The organism is Streptosporangium sp. NPDC006930 (assembly GCF_040635605.1).
Classification (GTDB): Bacteria; Actinomycetota; Actinomycetes; order Streptosporangiales; family Streptosporangiaceae; genus Streptosporangium.
In genome coordinates, this window is sequence record NZ_JBEYID010000025.1 from 98,783 (window position 1) to 114,228 (window position 15,446).

Below are 15,446 nucleotides of genomic sequence, written 5' to 3' on the forward strand. Positions count from 1 at the left end.
AATGGGTTAATTATCGATAATTGATTATCGGCACCGTAAGCTGGGTGTCGTCCCGGAGTCAAGAGGAGATCGATGAGCGAGAATCGATGCTCGGTAGGATGCGCTCCATGACCGAGGAGCCCTCCAAGCTGCCGAGGCTGACGTTGTCGCGGCAGATCCGCGACTCACTGGTCAGCCGGATCGTCTCCGGCCGGCTCGGACCCGGTGAGCGGCTGGTGGAGACGCGCCTCGCGGCGACGTACGGCACGAGCCAGGCCCCCGTCCGCGAGGCGCTGCGCGAGCTGGAGGTCATGCGGCTGGTGGAGACCCAGCCACGAAGGGGCACCTTCGTGCGGCCCTTCGTCCACGAGACGCTCAGGGAGAGCTACGTCGTGCGGGCCGCGCTGGAGGAGACGGCGATCCGCCTGGCCCTGCTCGCCGGGACCGTCCCGCTGGAGGCGCTCACATCGGACGTGGAGGCGATGCGCGCCGCCGCCGCGGAAGGTGACGGCGAGACGTCCATGCGAGCGAGCGTGTCCTTCCACCGGCGCATCGTCGAGGCCTCTCGCAACGAGCTGCTCAGGCTCTCCTGGGAGGGGCTGCAGATCGAGGCGCGCACCTCGGTCACGATGCTCGCGACCGGCGTGAACCTCGACGAGATCGCCCGCGACCACGCCGAGCTGCTCGCGGTGATCGAGCGCGGCGACCTGGAGACGGCCTGCAAACACGCCCGCGACCACCAGTGGCACTACGCCGACCTCCCGCACGACGCCCACGGCCGGGTCCGCGACACCGCCGCCGGCTGAGTCCCCGCGCGTTCGAGGCGTGCACGGTTGGAACCCGGCGACCGGGGTAGCCGGGCTGGGCTGTCGTCATCACCGGCCGGAACGGCAGGAACCCGACCCTTGTGAGAGGTCGGCGCCCGTCGCGGACGAACGGCGAGGTCGCACGCGGTGCGTTGAGCCGCTCGACCCCACCGCCGGGGCCGGGATGCGAGGGACGCGGATACGGTTCGAGGAAAGGTGAGATCGTGACGAGCAACTCCGGACAGACCGGCTCCGAGGCGGCGTCGGCCGCGGCCAGGACGCTGACCGATCCCAACGCGACCGAGGAGGAGAAGGCCGCTGCCGCCAGCGCGCTGTCGCAGGCCCCGGAGAGCCAGGGGGAGACCGGTTCCGAGGCGGCGTCGGCCTCGTCCAGAACGCTGTCGGACCCTGAGCGGGGCGACGCGGAGAAGTCCGCCGCGGCGAGCGCGCTGTCGCAGACGCCGGAGGACCCCGAAGGGAAGTAGTGATCGAGGCTTCCCGGAGACCACCTCCGGGCAACTTCCCGGCGAAAGGCCTTTCCCCGTGCGGGCGGACGCGCGGGGAAAGCCCTCGTCCAGGGCGAAGGTGCCGACCGGTCCGAACGGGGGAAACGAAGAAAGACCCGCCGTGGCGGGTCTTTCGCGAGGAGGCCGGACGTGGGGTCGTCCGTCGTCGATGGGGGTCAGGCGGCGGACGTGGGACCGCTCGTCCGCGGAAAACGCAGGACGTTGCGGCCCGTGTAGGCGCTGAGGTCGACGACCTTGGCGTCACCGGTCGCGCCACGGCGTGTCACGGAACGAATGTCCCTGATCTTCAGCCGCGCGACATATGGTGGCACGACCACAAGTCTCTTCATTGAGCCCCCCGGCGTGATGGTTCCGTTATGAGAAGTATCTACAGATCGCCGCATAAGGCTGCCGTAAAGACCAGGTCAACAGGGGTGCCCTGAGGGAGGTCGCGGATCCAGGCCCGGGGTGCGGGCGGGGCGGCACCGGATGATCCGAGTGGGTCGCCGCATGATCCGTCCCCTTCCCTGGCTCGCCGTGCTCCGCGTCCTGTGACACCGATCCGCCGGACGCTCACGCGTCCGGCTCGCACGGGCAACCGTGCGAGCCAAACCTAGTGCGCCCCACCCCTCCCGATCAACCGCTTTGGCTACGCAGAGTCCCCGGAACGGCGCGGGTGGTGACGACGATCCGGTTCCACGCGTTGATCGTCGAGATCGTCACGACCAGCGCGGCCAGTACCTCGGGCTCGTAGTGCCTGGCGGCCTCCTCCCACACAGCGTCCGGCACCCTCTCACCGTGGACGGCGAGCAGGGTGGCCTCCTCGGCCAGGGCGAGGGCCGCCCGCTCGGCGTCACTGAAGAAGGGCGCCTCCCGCCAGGCCACCACGGAGAACAGCCGCTCGTCACTCTCCCCGGCCGCCTTGGCGTCGTGGGCGTGCATGTCGACGCAGAAGGCGCAGCCGTTGATCTGGCTGACCCGTATCTTGACCAGTTCCTTCGTGGCGTAGGGCAGCCCGCTGCCGGCCAGGTATTTCTCCAGCCCCTGCATGGCCCGGTAGGCATCGGGGGCGAGTTCGCTGATGTTCATCCGCTGCTTCATCGGACGCTCCTTAGTTTCTCCGGGTTTCTCACGATGTCGATCCCGGTGATCCGGCCCTCGGAGACGGTCAGCCCGTAGACGGCGAGCCCGCCCTCCGACGTTCGCAACAGCCCGGCCCGGCCGTTGACCGTGGTCACGGCCAGCCTGTCGGCGCGGCCGATCCTCCTGGCGATGCCGAGCAGGAAGCGGGCGACCCGCTCGGAGCCGTGGACAGGACGCCTCGCCGCCCCCACCACCCCGCCGCCGTCGCTGCGCAGCACCACGTCGGGATCGAGCAGCGTCATCAGCGTGTCGATGTCACCGTCGCCGTCCCCGCCTCGGATGACCTGCGCGAACGCCTCGACCACCCTGCGGTGCTCGGCCTCGTCGACCTCGAAGCGGGGCGCCCGCGCCGCGACGTGCCCCCGGGCGCGGGCGGCGAGTTGCCGGCACGCGGCGGCCGAGCGCCCGACCGCGCGCGCGACCTCCCCGAACGGCAGCCCGAACACGTCGTGCAGGACGAAGGCGGTGCGTTCGGCGGGGCTGAGCGACTCCAGCACCACCAGCATCGCCATGCTCATCGACTCGTCCAGGGTCACCCTGTCGGCGGGGTCGCCCTCGCCGACCACCGGCTCCGGCAGCCACGGCCCGACATACTCCTCGCGCCGTACGCGCGCCGAACGCAGTACGTCCAGCGCGAGTCTCGATACTGTGACCACCAGCCAGCCCGTCACGTCGCCGATCTCCGAACGCTCCGCCCTGCCCAGCCGGAACCAGGCATCCTGGACCACGTCCTCGGCCTCGTCGACGCTGCCGAGCAGGCCGTAGGCCACGCCGACCAGCCGTGGCCGGATGGCATCGAACTCTGTCGCGAGAGCTTCGTCACCGTTCACGTAAGGAGGACGAGACATGTCCCGAGTCTGTGACATCGCCCGAATCTCGCCGTCCTCCGGGGCGTCCAATCCACCGGAGAACGGAGCGTGAGTTGAGTACGGCACTTATCGACGGTGACCCGCAGCGGCTGGGCGGCTACTGGCTGGCCGGGCGGCTGGGCGCGGGCGGCCAGGGCGTGGTCTACGAGGCGTACGACGCCGAGGGCACGCGCGTCGCGGTGAAGGTCCTGCACGGTGACGCGGGGACCGACCCCGAGCTGCGCGACCGGTTCGGCCGCGAGGCCGCCGCCGCCCGCCGGGTGGCCTCCTTCTGCACGGCGGGCGTGCTGGACGCCGATCTCGACGGGCCCAGGCCGTACATCGTCAGCGAGTACGTGGAAGGGCCCAGCCTGCGCAGGGCCGTCGCCGAGGGGCGCCGCTTCACCGGGGGCGACCTGCACCGTCTCGCGACCGCGATCGCCACCGCGCTCACCGCCGTCCACGAGGCGGGGGTCGTCCACCGCGACCTGAAACCCGACAACGTGCTGCTCGGCCCAGACGGCCCGCGGGTGATCGACTTCGGCGTCGCCCGCACCGAGGACATGTCGCTGACCGCGACCGGCATGGTGGCGGGCACCCCGACCTACATGGCCCCCGAGATCTTCATGGGCCTGCGCGCGACCGCGGCCGTCGACGTCTTCGCCTGGGGCGGGATCATGGTCTTCGCCGCGACGGGCGCCGACCCGTTCCGGGCGGAGAGTTTGGGCGGGGTCATGCACCGCGTGCTGTCGGTGCAGCCCCAGCTGGACATGCTTCCCGAGCACCTGCGGCCGTTCGTCGCGGCCTCGCTCGCCAAGGACCCCGAGACCAGGCCAACCGCGAGGGACCTGCTGCTCGCCCTGGTCAGCGGCGACAGGGCCTTCGACACCCCGAGGCTGCTCGCGGTGGGCAGCGACGCCGGGTCCCAGATCCGTGCGACCTCGACGGACCCCGCGCTCGGCACCCTCGCCGAGGACGCCTACGCCGCGCTCGGCCCCGCCGAGCGGGAGCTCGCCCCCGAGATCTTCCTGCGGCTGGTCACCGTGACCGACGACGACCAGCTCGTCGTACGCCGTGCGCAGTGGGGCGAGCTTCTCGACGGGCGCGAGGAGGGGGAGGCCGCCGCCGTACGGCGCCTGGTGGAGGTCTTCGCGTACCTGCTGGCTCACGACGACCGGGAGATCTGGCTGTCGCGGCCCGCGCTGCCGCAGGCCTGGCCCAGGCTGCGCGGGTGGGTCCAGGCCAACCTGGACGGCCTGGCCGTGCACCGGGGCATCCTCACCGCCGCACGGCGCTGGCAGGTTCAGGGACGCAGGGACGGAGACCTGTTCCAGGGCGGCAGCCTGGAGAACGCGATGCGCTGGGCGGCCACCGGGCGCCGCAACATCACGCTCAGCCCGGTCGAGCGTGACTTCCTGGAGGCCGGTGCCGCTCTCACCCGGCACCGGGCACGCAGGGGCAGGGTGCTCTCCGGCACGCTGGCCGTGCTGCTCGTCGTCGCGCTGGCCGCCGGGGCGTTCGCCGTGTGGCAGGGCAGGGTGGCCGACGCGCGCAGCGCCGTCATCGCCTCCCAGCGCGACCAGGCGACGGCCGCCAGGCTCGCCGCGACGGCCGACACGCTCCGCAGCTCGGAGCCGGTCACGGCGATGCTGCTCAGCGTGGCCGCCTGGAGGCTGGCCCCGGTGACCGAGGCGAGGGCGAGCCTGACCGGATCACTGACCCAGCGGGAGTCCGCCGCCTTCCACGACCCGGCCACGGGGATACAGACCCTCAGGGCGCTGAGCGCCGACGGGCGCACGCTCGTCAGCGTGAGCGACGGCGAGGTGCGTGTCTGGGACGTGCGGACCGGCAGGCGCGCCGGGGGCTTCGCCGGGATCGGCGGCGACCTGCGCGGGATCGCGTTGAGCCCGCGAGGCGGCCGGCTCGCCGTGATCAGCGGCCTGAGGCTGAGGATCTGGGACATGCGGACCGGCAGGCCGACGGGCGCCGCCATGGAGGTCCAGGGCAGGAACGCGGGCGGCGACACCACCGCGTCCTTCGGGCAGTCGGAGGACTGGCTCATGGTCGGGCAGGGGGAGGGGTTCATCGTCTGGAACGTCGTGACCGGCCAGAGGCACTCCCCGGTCGTGGGAGCCATCGGCAGCGACATCTCGGCGGACGGGCGCGGGTTCGCGACCGCCGACCTCAACGGCGATGTGTCGGCCTTCACCCTCGACGGTCTGCGCAAGGTTCCGCTGGGGAGCCGCTGCAACGTCTGCGGGCGGAGAAGTTTGGCCTACAGCCCCGACGGCGCGACCATCGCCTTCGCCAAGGGCAGGACCGTCGAGCTACGCGACGCGTCCACCGGGGTGAAGCTGGACAGGCTCTTCGAGGAGGGGGCGACCGGCGAAATCGTCTTCAGTCCCGACGGGCGCTTCCTGGCCACGGCGGTCGACACGGCCCTGCGGCTCTGGCGGGTCGAGGACGGCAGGCTGCTGCTCACCCAGAGGATCGACGCCTACGACCCGGTGGTGGCCTTCGACCCGGACGGGCGCACCCTGCGCTACCTCGCGGAGGACTCGGTGACGAGCCTCGACGTCTCCGCGCTGACCAGGCCCGTCACGCTGAAGGGCCCGGGGACCCGCTGGGCGGCATTCAGCCCAGGCGGGCGGTTCCTCGCCTCCAGGGCGGACGGGGCGAGCGAGGTCGTGATCCGGGACGTCCGCCGTCGCGCACGCGTGGGCTCGCTGAAGATCGGACCCGGCGGTGCGGACAACTACTTCGCGATGCTCTTCAGCGCCGACGGTGGGCGGCTGGTGGTCAACAACGGTGGGGAGAGCTCCCGGCTGACCGTCTGGGACACCTCCACCTTCAAGCGGATCACCACCGTCACCCTCGCCCGCGACGGCCAGGTGCCCGCCGTGGCGATCAGTGCCGACGGCACCGCTGTGGCCTCGTACACCCTTTACTACGACTCCGGGGTGGAGCCGGAGGGGGAGATCCACGTCTGGGACGTGCCCAGCGGCCGGCTCCGCTGGTCGCGGCCCCAGGGCATCGCCGACGGGTTGGTGTTCACCCCGGACGGCAGGGCGCTCGCGGTCGTGGGCGGTGAGCACCGGTTGCTGGACGCGGGCACCGGCGAGCCGTTCGGAGACACCTACGGCTCGCCCACCGCGAGCATCCCGGCGATCGCGCTCGCCTTCGACCGGAAGGGTGACCGCTTCGCCGTCGCCGACCAGGTGGGACGGATCTCGGTGCTGGAGACCCGGGGCAGGAAGCGGGTGGGCGCCGTGATCCGGGGCGGATCGGGAACGGGGGCCAACCTGACGTACTCGCCCCGCGGTGACCTCATCGCCGCGGCGGTGACCGCGCGGTCGGTGGGGATATGGGACGTCGAGACCGGGCGCCGCCTCGGCCAGCCGATCGTCGCCCAGACCGGCGACCTGCGGGCGCTGACGTTCAGCCCCGACGGTGCCCGGCTGATCGCCGTCGACGAGGCCGGCACCCTGAGCGAGTATCCGGTCGAGCCGCAGGCGGTGACGCGGGCGGTCTGCGAGCGTGCGGGCCGCACCCTGTCGCGCGAGGAGTGGCGCACCTACCTGGGGGAGCTGGCCTACCGGGACGTCTGTCCCGCCTGAAGCCTGAAGAGGGTCTTCTCAGAGCGCGTCGCGGACCGTACGAGATCGGTAGGGAGCCGGTCGTGGGCGGCCCGGGGCGGCCGGTGCGGAGGTTTCGGCGATGCCTGTCATGCCTGTGGTGTCGCGCCTCGCCCGCGAGGACGGTCGCGGCGACACGGGTTGTCTGACCTGCGGATACCTGGGTAGGACCCTCACCGGAAAAGCCACGAGTTTTCGGGGGGAAACATGGCGACCTGTGAAATGTGCGGAAACGACTATGACATGAGCTTCGAGGTGCACGCTCAGGGCACGGTGCACGTCTTCGACAGCTTCGAGTGCGCGATCCAGCGGATGGCGCCGATCTGCGAGCACTGCGGGGTCCGCATCGTCGGGCACGGCGTCGAGGCCGACCGGCGCTGGTTCTGCTGCGCCCACTGCGCGCGCAAGGAGGGGGCGGACAGGATCGTCGACAGGGTCGGCGCGCAGGTGTGAGTCGCGAGAGGTCGGCGACGCGTCACGATCCCGGTCGGCGTGCCGTGACGGTTTGTGATGCTCTATGACGGTGCGTGGCGCCACGCGGTGACGGTGCCGTCGCGGCTCGGGTTCGACGCGCGGTGACGGCGGGTGACGACGGGCGCCGCCGCGCCGCGGTCCCGGTCCGGCGCGCGGTGACGGCGCGTACCGCTCCGCGGACGCTGGGGATATTACAGTCGCACGGCGGTGTGAGGCGGTATTAACGAGACTGCCATGATCTGGTATTCCGTGAGTCTGGCTGAGACCGTCTCCTGCCTGCACACTGGGGCCTATGAGGGATTTTGATGTCCTTGTTCTTGGTTCCGGGCCGGGTGGACAGAAAGCCGCGATCGCCGCGGCGAAACTCGAACGGCGTGTCGCGCTCGTCGAGCGGCGCAACATGCTCGGCGGGGTGTGCATCAACACCGGCACCATCCCCTCCAAGACGCTGCGTGAGGCCGTGCTGCACCTGACCGGTCTCAACCAGCGGGGTATGTACGGCCAGAGCTACCGGGTGAAGGACGAGATCACCGCGGCGGACCTGGGGATCCGCACCCAGCACGTGATCGGCCGGGAGATCGACGTGATCCGCAGCCAGCTGTCGCGCAACCACGTGACGATGCTCAACGGGCACGGCCACTTCGTGGATCCGCACACGGTCGGCGTCGTCGACGAGCACGGCCACGAGACCAAGGTCACCGCCGACAAGATCGTCATCGCCACGGGCACCAGGCCCGCCCGTCCCGACACCGTGGAGTTCGACGGCCACACCATCATCGACTCGGACGGCATCCTGCAACTGCAGGACATCCCGGACTCGATGGTGGTCGTGGGAGCCGGGGTGATCGGCATCGAGTACGCCTCCATGTTCGCCGCCCTGGGCACCAAGGTGACCGTGGTCGAGCGCCGCGACCGGATGCTCGACTTCTGCGACCTGGAGATCGTCGAGGCGCTCAAGTACCACCTGCGCGACCTGGCGGTGACCTTCCGCTTCGGCGAGACCGTCGCCGCGGTGGAGCGCCGCTCCCGGGGCGCGCTGACCGTGCTGGAGAGCGGCAAGCGGATCCCCGCCGAGACGGTGATGTACTCGGCCGGACGCCACGGCATGACCGACGAACTCGCCCTGGGGGCCGCGGAGCTGGCCGCCGACGCCCGGGGACGCATCCAGGTCGACGAGCACTACCGCACCGCCGTGCCGCACATCTACGCCGTCGGTGACGTCATCGGGTTTCCCTCGCTAGCGGCCACCTCCATGGAGCAGGGCCGCATCGCCGCCCACCACGCCTGCGGCGAGCCGCTGGGCGGCATCCACCACCTGCAGCCGATCGGCATCTACACCATCCCCGAGATCAGCTTCATCGGCCCCACCGAGGACGAGCTGACCGCCTCCCACGTCCCCTTCGAGGTCGGCATCGCCCGTTACCGCGAGCTGGCCAGGGGCCAGATCATCGGCGACACGTACGGCATGCTGAAGCTCCTGGTCTCCCCGGAGACCCGCGCCCTGCTCGGTGTGCACGTCTTCGGCACCGGCGCCACCGAGCTCATCCACATCGGCCAGGCCGTCATGGGCTGCGGTGGCACCATCGACTATCTGGTCGACGCCGTCTTCAACTACCCCACCCTCGCCGAGTCCTACAAGGTCGCCGCACTGGACGCCATGAACAAACTCCGCCGCGTGGCCCGTTTCGAGATCTGATCGGTCGGAATCGGTCGCGGGGGAGCGCGACGAGGCCGAGCGAGGGACGCGGGTCGCCCGGGCGCCGTGCTCCTCACCGTGCTTCCCATCAGGCGGGAATGTCGCGCTTCCCGATGGCGATCGGTTCGATCGCGGTCAGCCGGGGTCGCCGAAGGCGTACCTCAGGGGTGGCAGCACCGCCCGGGCGTCCGCGCCGCCGACCCACAGGCCGATCATGAACGCCGCGGTCGCCTCCAGCAGACCCGCGCGTTCCAGACCGCCGCCGTCGACGGGCTCGCATCCGAGATCGGTGACGAGGGAGCGTACGGCGGCCAGCGCGGCGGGGTCGTCGCCGCAGAGAGGCACCGCGAGCGGGACGCCGTCGAAGGCGGGCGGCGTCATCCGCCAGACGTCCTCGTGGCACAGGTTGAACGCCTTGACGACGTGTGCGCCGGTGCTTTCCGCGACACGTCGCGCCATCGAGGGACCGCCCTCGGTGGCGAGGGTGAAGCGTCCCTGGACGACGGGGTTGACGCAGTCGGCGAGTACCCGTCCGTCCAGCGTCCCCCGTGCGGCTCCTGCGGACTCCAGGACCTCGGTCACGGCGTAGTCTCGAACGGCGAGCAGCGTCACTTCGCCAAAAACGGCCGCCTCCTCCCAGGTCCCCGCCCGCGCGGTGGGCCCGAGCCTGCCCGCCAGGGCGGCGGCCTTGGCCGGGTCCCGGCCGCTCACCGTCAGTTCGTGGCCCTCGCGGACCCAGTGCGTTCCGAGCGCATCCGCCATGCGGCCCGCCCCGAGGATGCCGATGCGCATCCGTCCTCCCCTGCTCGACTGCTGGTGTGGGACGAAGGTAGAGAATTCATCGGGCACCGTTCGGTGCGTAACGTCTCGGAGAGACTGGAGGACCCGGCGTGTTCCTCGCCGACTGCCGTGCCCGGCTCGCCTTCGACCTGATCGGCAATACCTGGAACGCCGTCGTCGTCTGGGCGCTGCGCGCCGGTCCCCGGCGTCCCGGCGAGCTGCGCGAGGAGATCGGCGGGATCAGCGCGAAGGTGCTCACCGAGACCCTGCGCAGGCTGGAGTACAACGGCCTCGTCTCCCGCAGGGTCTACGCCGAGGCGCCGCCCAGGGTCGAGTACGAGCTCACCGACCTGGGCCGGACGCTGGTTCCGCTGATCGGGGCGTTCGGCGAGTGGGCCTTCGAGCACGGCGACGAGGTCCTCGACGCCCAGGACCGTGCCGAGGGTCTCACCGGGTGACGCTGTGACGGTCCGCGCGAGAGGAACGGCCGGGCATGACGGCAGGGAACGTCCGCGGCCGATGGAGGATCGCCGAGGACCTCGGAGGTCCGGACGGGTGACCGGGCGCCCGGGTTGTTCAGCTCCCCGTGGAGGGCCGCTCCTTCTTCCCGGCCACGAGGGTGTCGGAGGTCTTGCCCGGCGCGGGGGGCCCGGCCGGTGTGGGCACGGTCGTGGGGGTCGCCGGGGGTGTGGACGTCGCGGCGCCGGACGGAGGCTTGCGGGTGCGCGTACGAGGACGGGGGGTGGCGGGAAACTCCGCGGTGTCCGTGGTGCTCTCCGTGGTGCTCTCCGAGGTGGATCCCCCCGGCTCCGAGGCGGGCGGGGATCCCTCGTCGGGCTTCTTCCCCGAGGTGGGCCGGGCGAGGGCGGGCGCCGCATGGGTCTCGGGCTCGCGCAGCGAGGCGATGACGTCGTCGGCCTCGTTCTCGGCGGCGAAGTCCTCGGCGGCCTCGGCCTCACGGCGCTTGATCACCACCATGTGGTCGACCGAGAGGCGGCCCGCGCCGCCGACCGCGAGCAGGATGGAGGCGGCGCCAAGGGCCACGATCAGCTTGGCGTCGCCACCGGTGAGCGGCAGGCCCACCTCGCCGCTGGCCAGGATGAACACGGCGAGAGCCTCGGCGAACAGCAGCAGCCCGCAGGCGGACACGGCGAGCCCTGCGACCAGCAGCGCGCCGCCGATGAGTTCCGTGAGCATGGTGGTCGCGGCCCACACGTAGGGCCCGGAGGCGCCCAGGCTCGTGAACTGCTCGGCGGTGGCGTTCAGGCCCGCTTCGAGCTTGTGCCAGCCGTTGGCGAAGAAGATCCCGCCCACGCCAAGTCTGGCGGCCAGGGAAGCAAGATCATGAAGGGTTTGTCGCACGGTTCCTCATTCTGGTTAGATTCCCCGTTCCTGCCCATGCTTGACCGATAGATGACCGAGCGGAGGCCGCCCAAACCCCTCACGAGAGGTCGTCCCCCTCTTCGCGGACAGGGCGGCGGGGCACCAGGAGTGTCACGGCCAGAGCGGTGGCGGCGAGCAGGAACACGCTCACCGCCACCGTCGTGTGCAGGCCGGAGACGAACGCGACACGGGCCGCGTCGAGCAGGGCGTCTCCCACACCACCGCCGATCTCCCGCGCCACGTGCGCGGCGGAGGCGAGTGACTGGCGGGCCTGCTCCATCATCGCGGGCGCGACGCCGTGGACCAGGGGCAGCGAGGGGGCGTACACGGCCGTGGTGATCGTGCCGAGCACCGCGACGCCGAGCCCGGCGCCCAGCTCGTAGGCGGTCTCCTCGATCGCGGCGGCGCCGCCCGCGTGGGATTCGGGGGCGGAGGACATGATCGTGTCGGAGGCGGCGAGCAGGGTGACCTGGATGCCGAAGCCGATGCCGATGAAACAGAGCGTGAGGGCCACCGGATGTCCCTCGGTGTGCCAGGTCAGGGTGGGGGCGAGGGAGAGGGCGGTCAGTGCCAGCCCGCCGCCCATCGTGGCGCGCAGCCCGAACCAGCGCAGCAGCCGTGCCCCGGCCAGACCGCCCACGATCGCGGCGATCATGAGGGGGAGCATCCGTACGGCCGCCTGGATCGGGCTGTGACCCAGGACCAGCTGGAGATACTGGGCGAGCATGAGCTGCAGCCCGACCAGGGCGAAGACCGTGAGCAGCACGCCGCCCACCCCCGCGCAGAAGGCCCGCCTCCGGAACAGGCTCAGGTCCAGCAACGGGACGGCGAGTGAGCGCTGCCTGCGGACGAACCACACCAGCAGCCAGACCCCGCCCAGGAACGCCACCACCCCGCCCGGATGCCCGGCCCCCGCCTCCTTCAGGCCGAAGGCCACCCCGAGGATGCCCAGCACCGACAGCGCCGCGCTGAGCGTGTCCCACGGCTGACCGGTGCGCCTGCGGGACTCGGGCAGGATCCTGGCCGCGGCGGGCAGCAGGACCAGCAGGATGGGGACGTTGATCAGGAAGACGGCGCCCCACCAGAAGTGTTCGACGAGCACCCCGCCGATGATCGGGCCGACCGCGGCCCCGGCAGCGGCCACCGCGCTCCACACGCCCAGCGCGATCGCCCGCTCGTGCCGGTCGGTGAAGACCTGCCGGATGATGGAGAGGGTGGCGGGCATGATCATCGCTCCGCCCAGGCCGAGCAGCGCGCGTGCGGAGATCAGCGCGAGCGGGGTCGGCGCGAACGCCGCCGCGGCCGAGGCGACACCGAAGACCAGGTATCCGGCGAGCACCAGGCGCTTGCGTCCGTAGCGGTCACCGAGCGTGCCGAAGGTGAGCAGCAGTGGCGCGACCATCAGCGAGTAGACGTCGATGATCCACAACAGCTCCACGGAGGACGGCTCAAGGGCGGCCGTCAGCGCCGGTACCGCGATGTGCAGCACCGTGGCGTCCACCGTGATCAGCAGCAGACTGAAGCAGAGGATGGCGAGGACCGACCACCGGCCGGCCCCTGATGCCCGTGGGTCGCCGTCCGCGCGCCTGGCCATGACGGTGGTCATGAGCCGCTCAGGATCTGTCGGCCTGGACGAACATGCGTCGCAGCTTAGGCGAAGCCGGGCAGTGCCCGGGGCTGCATTGGGCGATTGATTCACAGGGGAATGTCCGTTTTGTGCCCTGGGTGGGGCGGTGTTCGGCGGTTCTCGGGCCACTGTGAGCGACCTCTCTAGAGAGATACAGGCATATACCGCCATCTAGGCAAAATGTGATCTCGCACCGACCATGGCGATCGTGGGGAGCCAGCGCGAGGCCCGTGAGCCGCCGTGGTGAGCGGGCCCGGTGGGGATGATCCCGCCTCGATCCCGCCACCGCGGGACCCCGTCGGTTCCCGGTCAGGGAACGCCCCCGGCCGGGTTCCTGTCCCTCCGGAAGATCGCGTCGGTTCCCGGTCAGGGAACGCCTCCGGCCGGGTCCCCGTGTCGCCGCAGGACCTCCATGGCTCCCGGTCAGGAAACGACCTCGCCTCGGGACCTGTGCCGCCGCCCCGGGATCCCGCCGACCCCCGGCAGTGGTGCGCGGTGGCCGCCGCGTGGCTGGGCCATGACCGGCCCGAGGCCGCGCTGGAGGCCGCACGCAAGGCGCTGGACCTCGACCCCAGGTCCGAGTCCGGCGCCGACTGGGGATACCGCCTCGCGAGCCTCGCGTTCGAGCGGCTCGGCCGCGACGCGGAGGCCGTGGCCGCGGCCGAGGAGGCCGTACGCCTCGCACCGGGCTCCTGGGCCGCGCGAATGCGGCTGGGGGCCGCGCTGCGCAGGGTGCCGGGACGCTGGCGCGAGTCGCGGGCGCAGGCGGCGAGGGCCGTGCGCTACGCGCCGGAGGAGCCGGACCCGCACGTTCTCGCCGGTGACCTCGCGCTGCTGCGGGGTGAGTACGCCTCCGCGGAGGCCGCCTACCGCGAGGCGCTGCGCCTGCTGCCCGGCCACCCGGGCGCGAGGGTGAACCTCGGCCTGGCCCGGCTGCGCTGGGAGCACCCGCGCGCCCACCACGACCCCGCCTGGCCGGTCGACCCCCGCGAGACCGGCCGGGCCAGACGTGCCCTGGCGACATGGTCGCGGCAGATCCGGACCCTGCTCGCCGTCGCCCTCGTCGCGGTCTGCGCGACGGAGTTCGGGTTCGGCCTGGCCTCCGTGGCGAGGGTCGGCGGCGGGCTGGTGTTGCTCGCCGTCCTGGCGATCACCCTCAGGCGGGCGCACCGGGTCAGGCTCTGGTCGTACGTGCCGGGCATGCTCGCCCGCGACCTGTGGCTCAGCACGTCGGTCTCGATCACCCTGGTCGCCGTGGCCGCGTACGTCGCGGTCGTCGCCATCCTCCCCGCGGAGATCCCGCCACCCCTTTCCGGCCCGGTGCCGGGCGTACCGGGTGCGCTCTGGGCGAGTCTCGCCGGACTGGTGCTCCTCAACGGGGTGGTGCTGCTCGTCCTGCGCGTCCTCGTCGAGGCGTGGCGCGGGCGGCCTTTCAGGGCGCTGGCCGAGTTCGTCGCCGCGGGTGACGATCGCACGGCCAGACGCGACGTGAACGTGACGCTCTGGCTCGTCGCGGTCAGGGTCTGGTCGGTGCCGGCGGCGGTCGCGGTGGCGGTAATCGTCCTGGACGAGCGGAGCTGGGCACTGGCCGCCCTCGCGGTACCGCTCGCGCTCGGCCGGCTGAGAGTCCGGGTGGGTCTGCCCCTCGGACTCGCCCGCGCGTCGGCCTCCGACCGCGCGCTGGTGGCGGTCCTGGCGCTGTCCGCCTCGGCGTCGATCCTGCTCGGCGTGGCCGGAGCGGCACCGGCTCTCGGGCTCGACCCACTGGGAGAGTGGGCCTGGTGGGCGGGGATCGCACTGCTCGCCGGACCGGTGGCGGTATTCGCCACGAGGTCGGTGCGGGCGTGGTGGCACGGCGCGCCGGGGCCGTGGCGGGCCTCGCTGGTCATGTGCGACGGCTGCGGGAGCCGCCTCCCCGGCGACGCGGGAGCGCCGGTGGGTCTCAGCGGGGAGGTGCGCGCGGCCTTCACCTACGCGCGGGAGGTGGTGCTCGCGTACGCCGATCCCAGCGGTCCGCGCGCGCTCGCCGTCGGTGCGGTCAGCTCGGTCGGCCCGAGCGGCGAGCTGCGCCTGATCGCCGCCTCCGACGCCTGGGAGGCCGCCGAGCGCGATCCCAGGGTGGCGGTCTTCGTCGCCGACCCGCTCGACCGCCGGTTCTGGGCCGAGGTACGGGGCGTCGCCATCGGCGACACCGAGGCCGACCTGCTGAGAATCACTCCCAAGGAGGTCGTGGTCGGCGAGTATCCCGGCCGCCACCAGGGCCGCGCCCGCCGCGGCTGAGAGGTCCTCCCCGGAGCGCGGGACCGCCCTGCGGTGCGCGACGCGGCACGTGCCGGGATCCGGTTCTCCCCGGAGCGCGGGACGCCCTCGCCCGCAACGCGACCCGCGGGCGGCGTCCATGCCGGAACCGGGGCGTTCAAGGGCCGCGCGACCCGCAGGGCGGGGAGCCGTGGACCGTCTTGCCGGGCGGTGACATTTCCCTGCCCGTCCCCGGCGCGCTTCCCCAGGCGGGCGAGCGGCGGGGGCGGCCGGGACCGGGCCGTACCGCCTCGGGGGAACGCGGGCGAGG

13 protein-coding genes are annotated in these 15,446 nt (G+C 72.0%); 7 read left to right on the forward strand and 6 right to left on the reverse strand.

What is annotated here, in order from left to right; genetic code table 11:
* The first annotated feature begins 107 nt into the window (after positions 1–107).
* Positions 108–785 carry a GntR family transcriptional regulator gene (locus ABZ664_RS33010; RefSeq protein ID WP_362518763.1) on the forward strand — a complete coding sequence of 226 codons (678 nt, stop codon included), beginning with the start codon at positions 108–110 and terminating at the stop codon, positions 783–785.
* A gap of 224 nt (positions 786–1,009) precedes the next feature.
* Positions 1,010–1,270, forward strand: coding sequence for a hypothetical protein (locus ABZ664_RS33015; protein ID WP_362518767.1), 261 nt, complete (start codon positions 1,010–1,012; stop codon positions 1,268–1,270).
* A 197-nt stretch (positions 1,271–1,467) separates the two neighbouring features.
* Here the strand turns inward: ABZ664_RS33015 and ABZ664_RS33020 are convergent, their stop codons facing one another.
* The 3 genes from ABZ664_RS33020 to sigJ all read right to left on the reverse strand — a co-directional run bounded on the left by ABZ664_RS33020 (position 1,468) and on the right by sigJ (position 3,282).
* Complete coding sequence (locus tag ABZ664_RS33020; RefSeq protein WP_362518772.1) at positions 1,468–1,623, reverse strand: hypothetical protein; 156 nt, start codon at positions 1,621–1,623, stop codon at positions 1,468–1,470.
* Positions 1,624–1,927: 304 nt separating this feature from the next.
* The gene (locus tag ABZ664_RS33025; protein ID WP_362518775.1) at positions 1,928–2,392 is read right to left on the reverse strand and encodes a carboxymuconolactone decarboxylase family protein; all 465 of its coding nucleotides are present in this window, start codon (positions 2,390–2,392) and stop codon (positions 1,928–1,930) included.
* Positions 2,389–3,282 (reverse strand): RNA polymerase sigma factor SigJ, encoded by an 894-nt coding sequence (gene sigJ / locus ABZ664_RS33030; RefSeq protein ID WP_362518779.1) that lies wholly within the window; start codon positions 3,280–3,282, stop codon positions 2,389–2,391. The genes ABZ664_RS33025 and sigJ overlap by 4 nt, the downstream gene beginning before the upstream one ends.
* 74 nt (positions 3,283–3,356) lie before the next feature.
* Here sigJ and ABZ664_RS33035 point away from each other — a divergent pair, with 74 nt between their 5' ends.
* The 3 genes from ABZ664_RS33035 to sthA all read left to right on the forward strand — a co-directional run bounded on the left by ABZ664_RS33035 (position 3,357) and on the right by sthA (position 9,087).
* Positions 3,357–6,899, forward strand: a complete 3,543-nt coding sequence (locus ABZ664_RS33035; RefSeq protein WP_362518784.1) for a serine/threonine-protein kinase — start codon at positions 3,357–3,359, stop codon at positions 6,897–6,899.
* A gap of 225 nt (positions 6,900–7,124) precedes the next feature.
* Positions 7,125–7,370 (forward strand): hypothetical protein, encoded by a 246-nt coding sequence (locus ABZ664_RS33040; protein WP_362518789.1) that lies wholly within the window; start codon positions 7,125–7,127, stop codon positions 7,368–7,370.
* Positions 7,371–7,683: 313 nt separating this feature from the next.
* Positions 7,684–9,087, forward strand: coding sequence for a Si-specific NAD(P)(+) transhydrogenase (sthA, locus tag ABZ664_RS33045; RefSeq protein WP_362518792.1), 1,404 nt, complete (start codon positions 7,684–7,686; stop codon positions 9,085–9,087).
* A gap of 135 nt (positions 9,088–9,222) precedes the next feature.
* Here sthA and ABZ664_RS33050 read toward each other — a convergent pair whose 3' ends face one another.
* On the reverse strand, positions 9,223–9,936 hold the full coding sequence (locus tag ABZ664_RS33050; RefSeq protein ID WP_362518797.1) for an NAD(P)-binding domain-containing protein: 714 nt from the start codon (positions 9,934–9,936) through the stop codon (positions 9,223–9,225).
* 41 nt (positions 9,937–9,977) lie between these two features.
* Here ABZ664_RS33050 and ABZ664_RS33055 point away from each other — a divergent pair, with 41 nt between their 5' ends.
* Entirely contained in the window at positions 9,978–10,325 is a 348-nt protein-coding gene (locus tag ABZ664_RS33055) for a helix-turn-helix domain-containing protein (RefSeq protein WP_362518802.1), read from the forward strand.
* A 118-nt stretch (positions 10,326–10,443) separates the two neighbouring features.
* On the opposite strand, the gene ABZ664_RS33060 is transcribed toward ABZ664_RS33055, so the two are convergent.
* Positions 10,444–11,229, reverse strand: coding sequence for a DoxX family protein (locus ABZ664_RS33060; protein WP_362518806.1), 786 nt, complete (start codon positions 11,227–11,229; stop codon positions 10,444–10,446).
* A 79-nt stretch (positions 11,230–11,308) separates the two neighbouring features.
* Positions 11,309–12,856, reverse strand: a complete 1,548-nt coding sequence (locus ABZ664_RS33065) for an MFS transporter (protein WP_362518809.1) — start codon at positions 12,854–12,856, stop codon at positions 11,309–11,311.
* Positions 12,857–13,327: 471 nt separating this feature from the next.
* Between ABZ664_RS33065 and ABZ664_RS33070 the strand changes: the two genes are divergently transcribed.
* Positions 13,328–15,157 carry a tetratricopeptide repeat protein gene (locus ABZ664_RS33070; RefSeq protein WP_362518812.1) on the forward strand — a complete coding sequence of 610 codons (1,830 nt, stop codon included), beginning with the start codon at positions 13,328–13,330 and terminating at the stop codon, positions 15,155–15,157.
* Positions 15,158–15,446 lie beyond the last annotated feature (289 nt).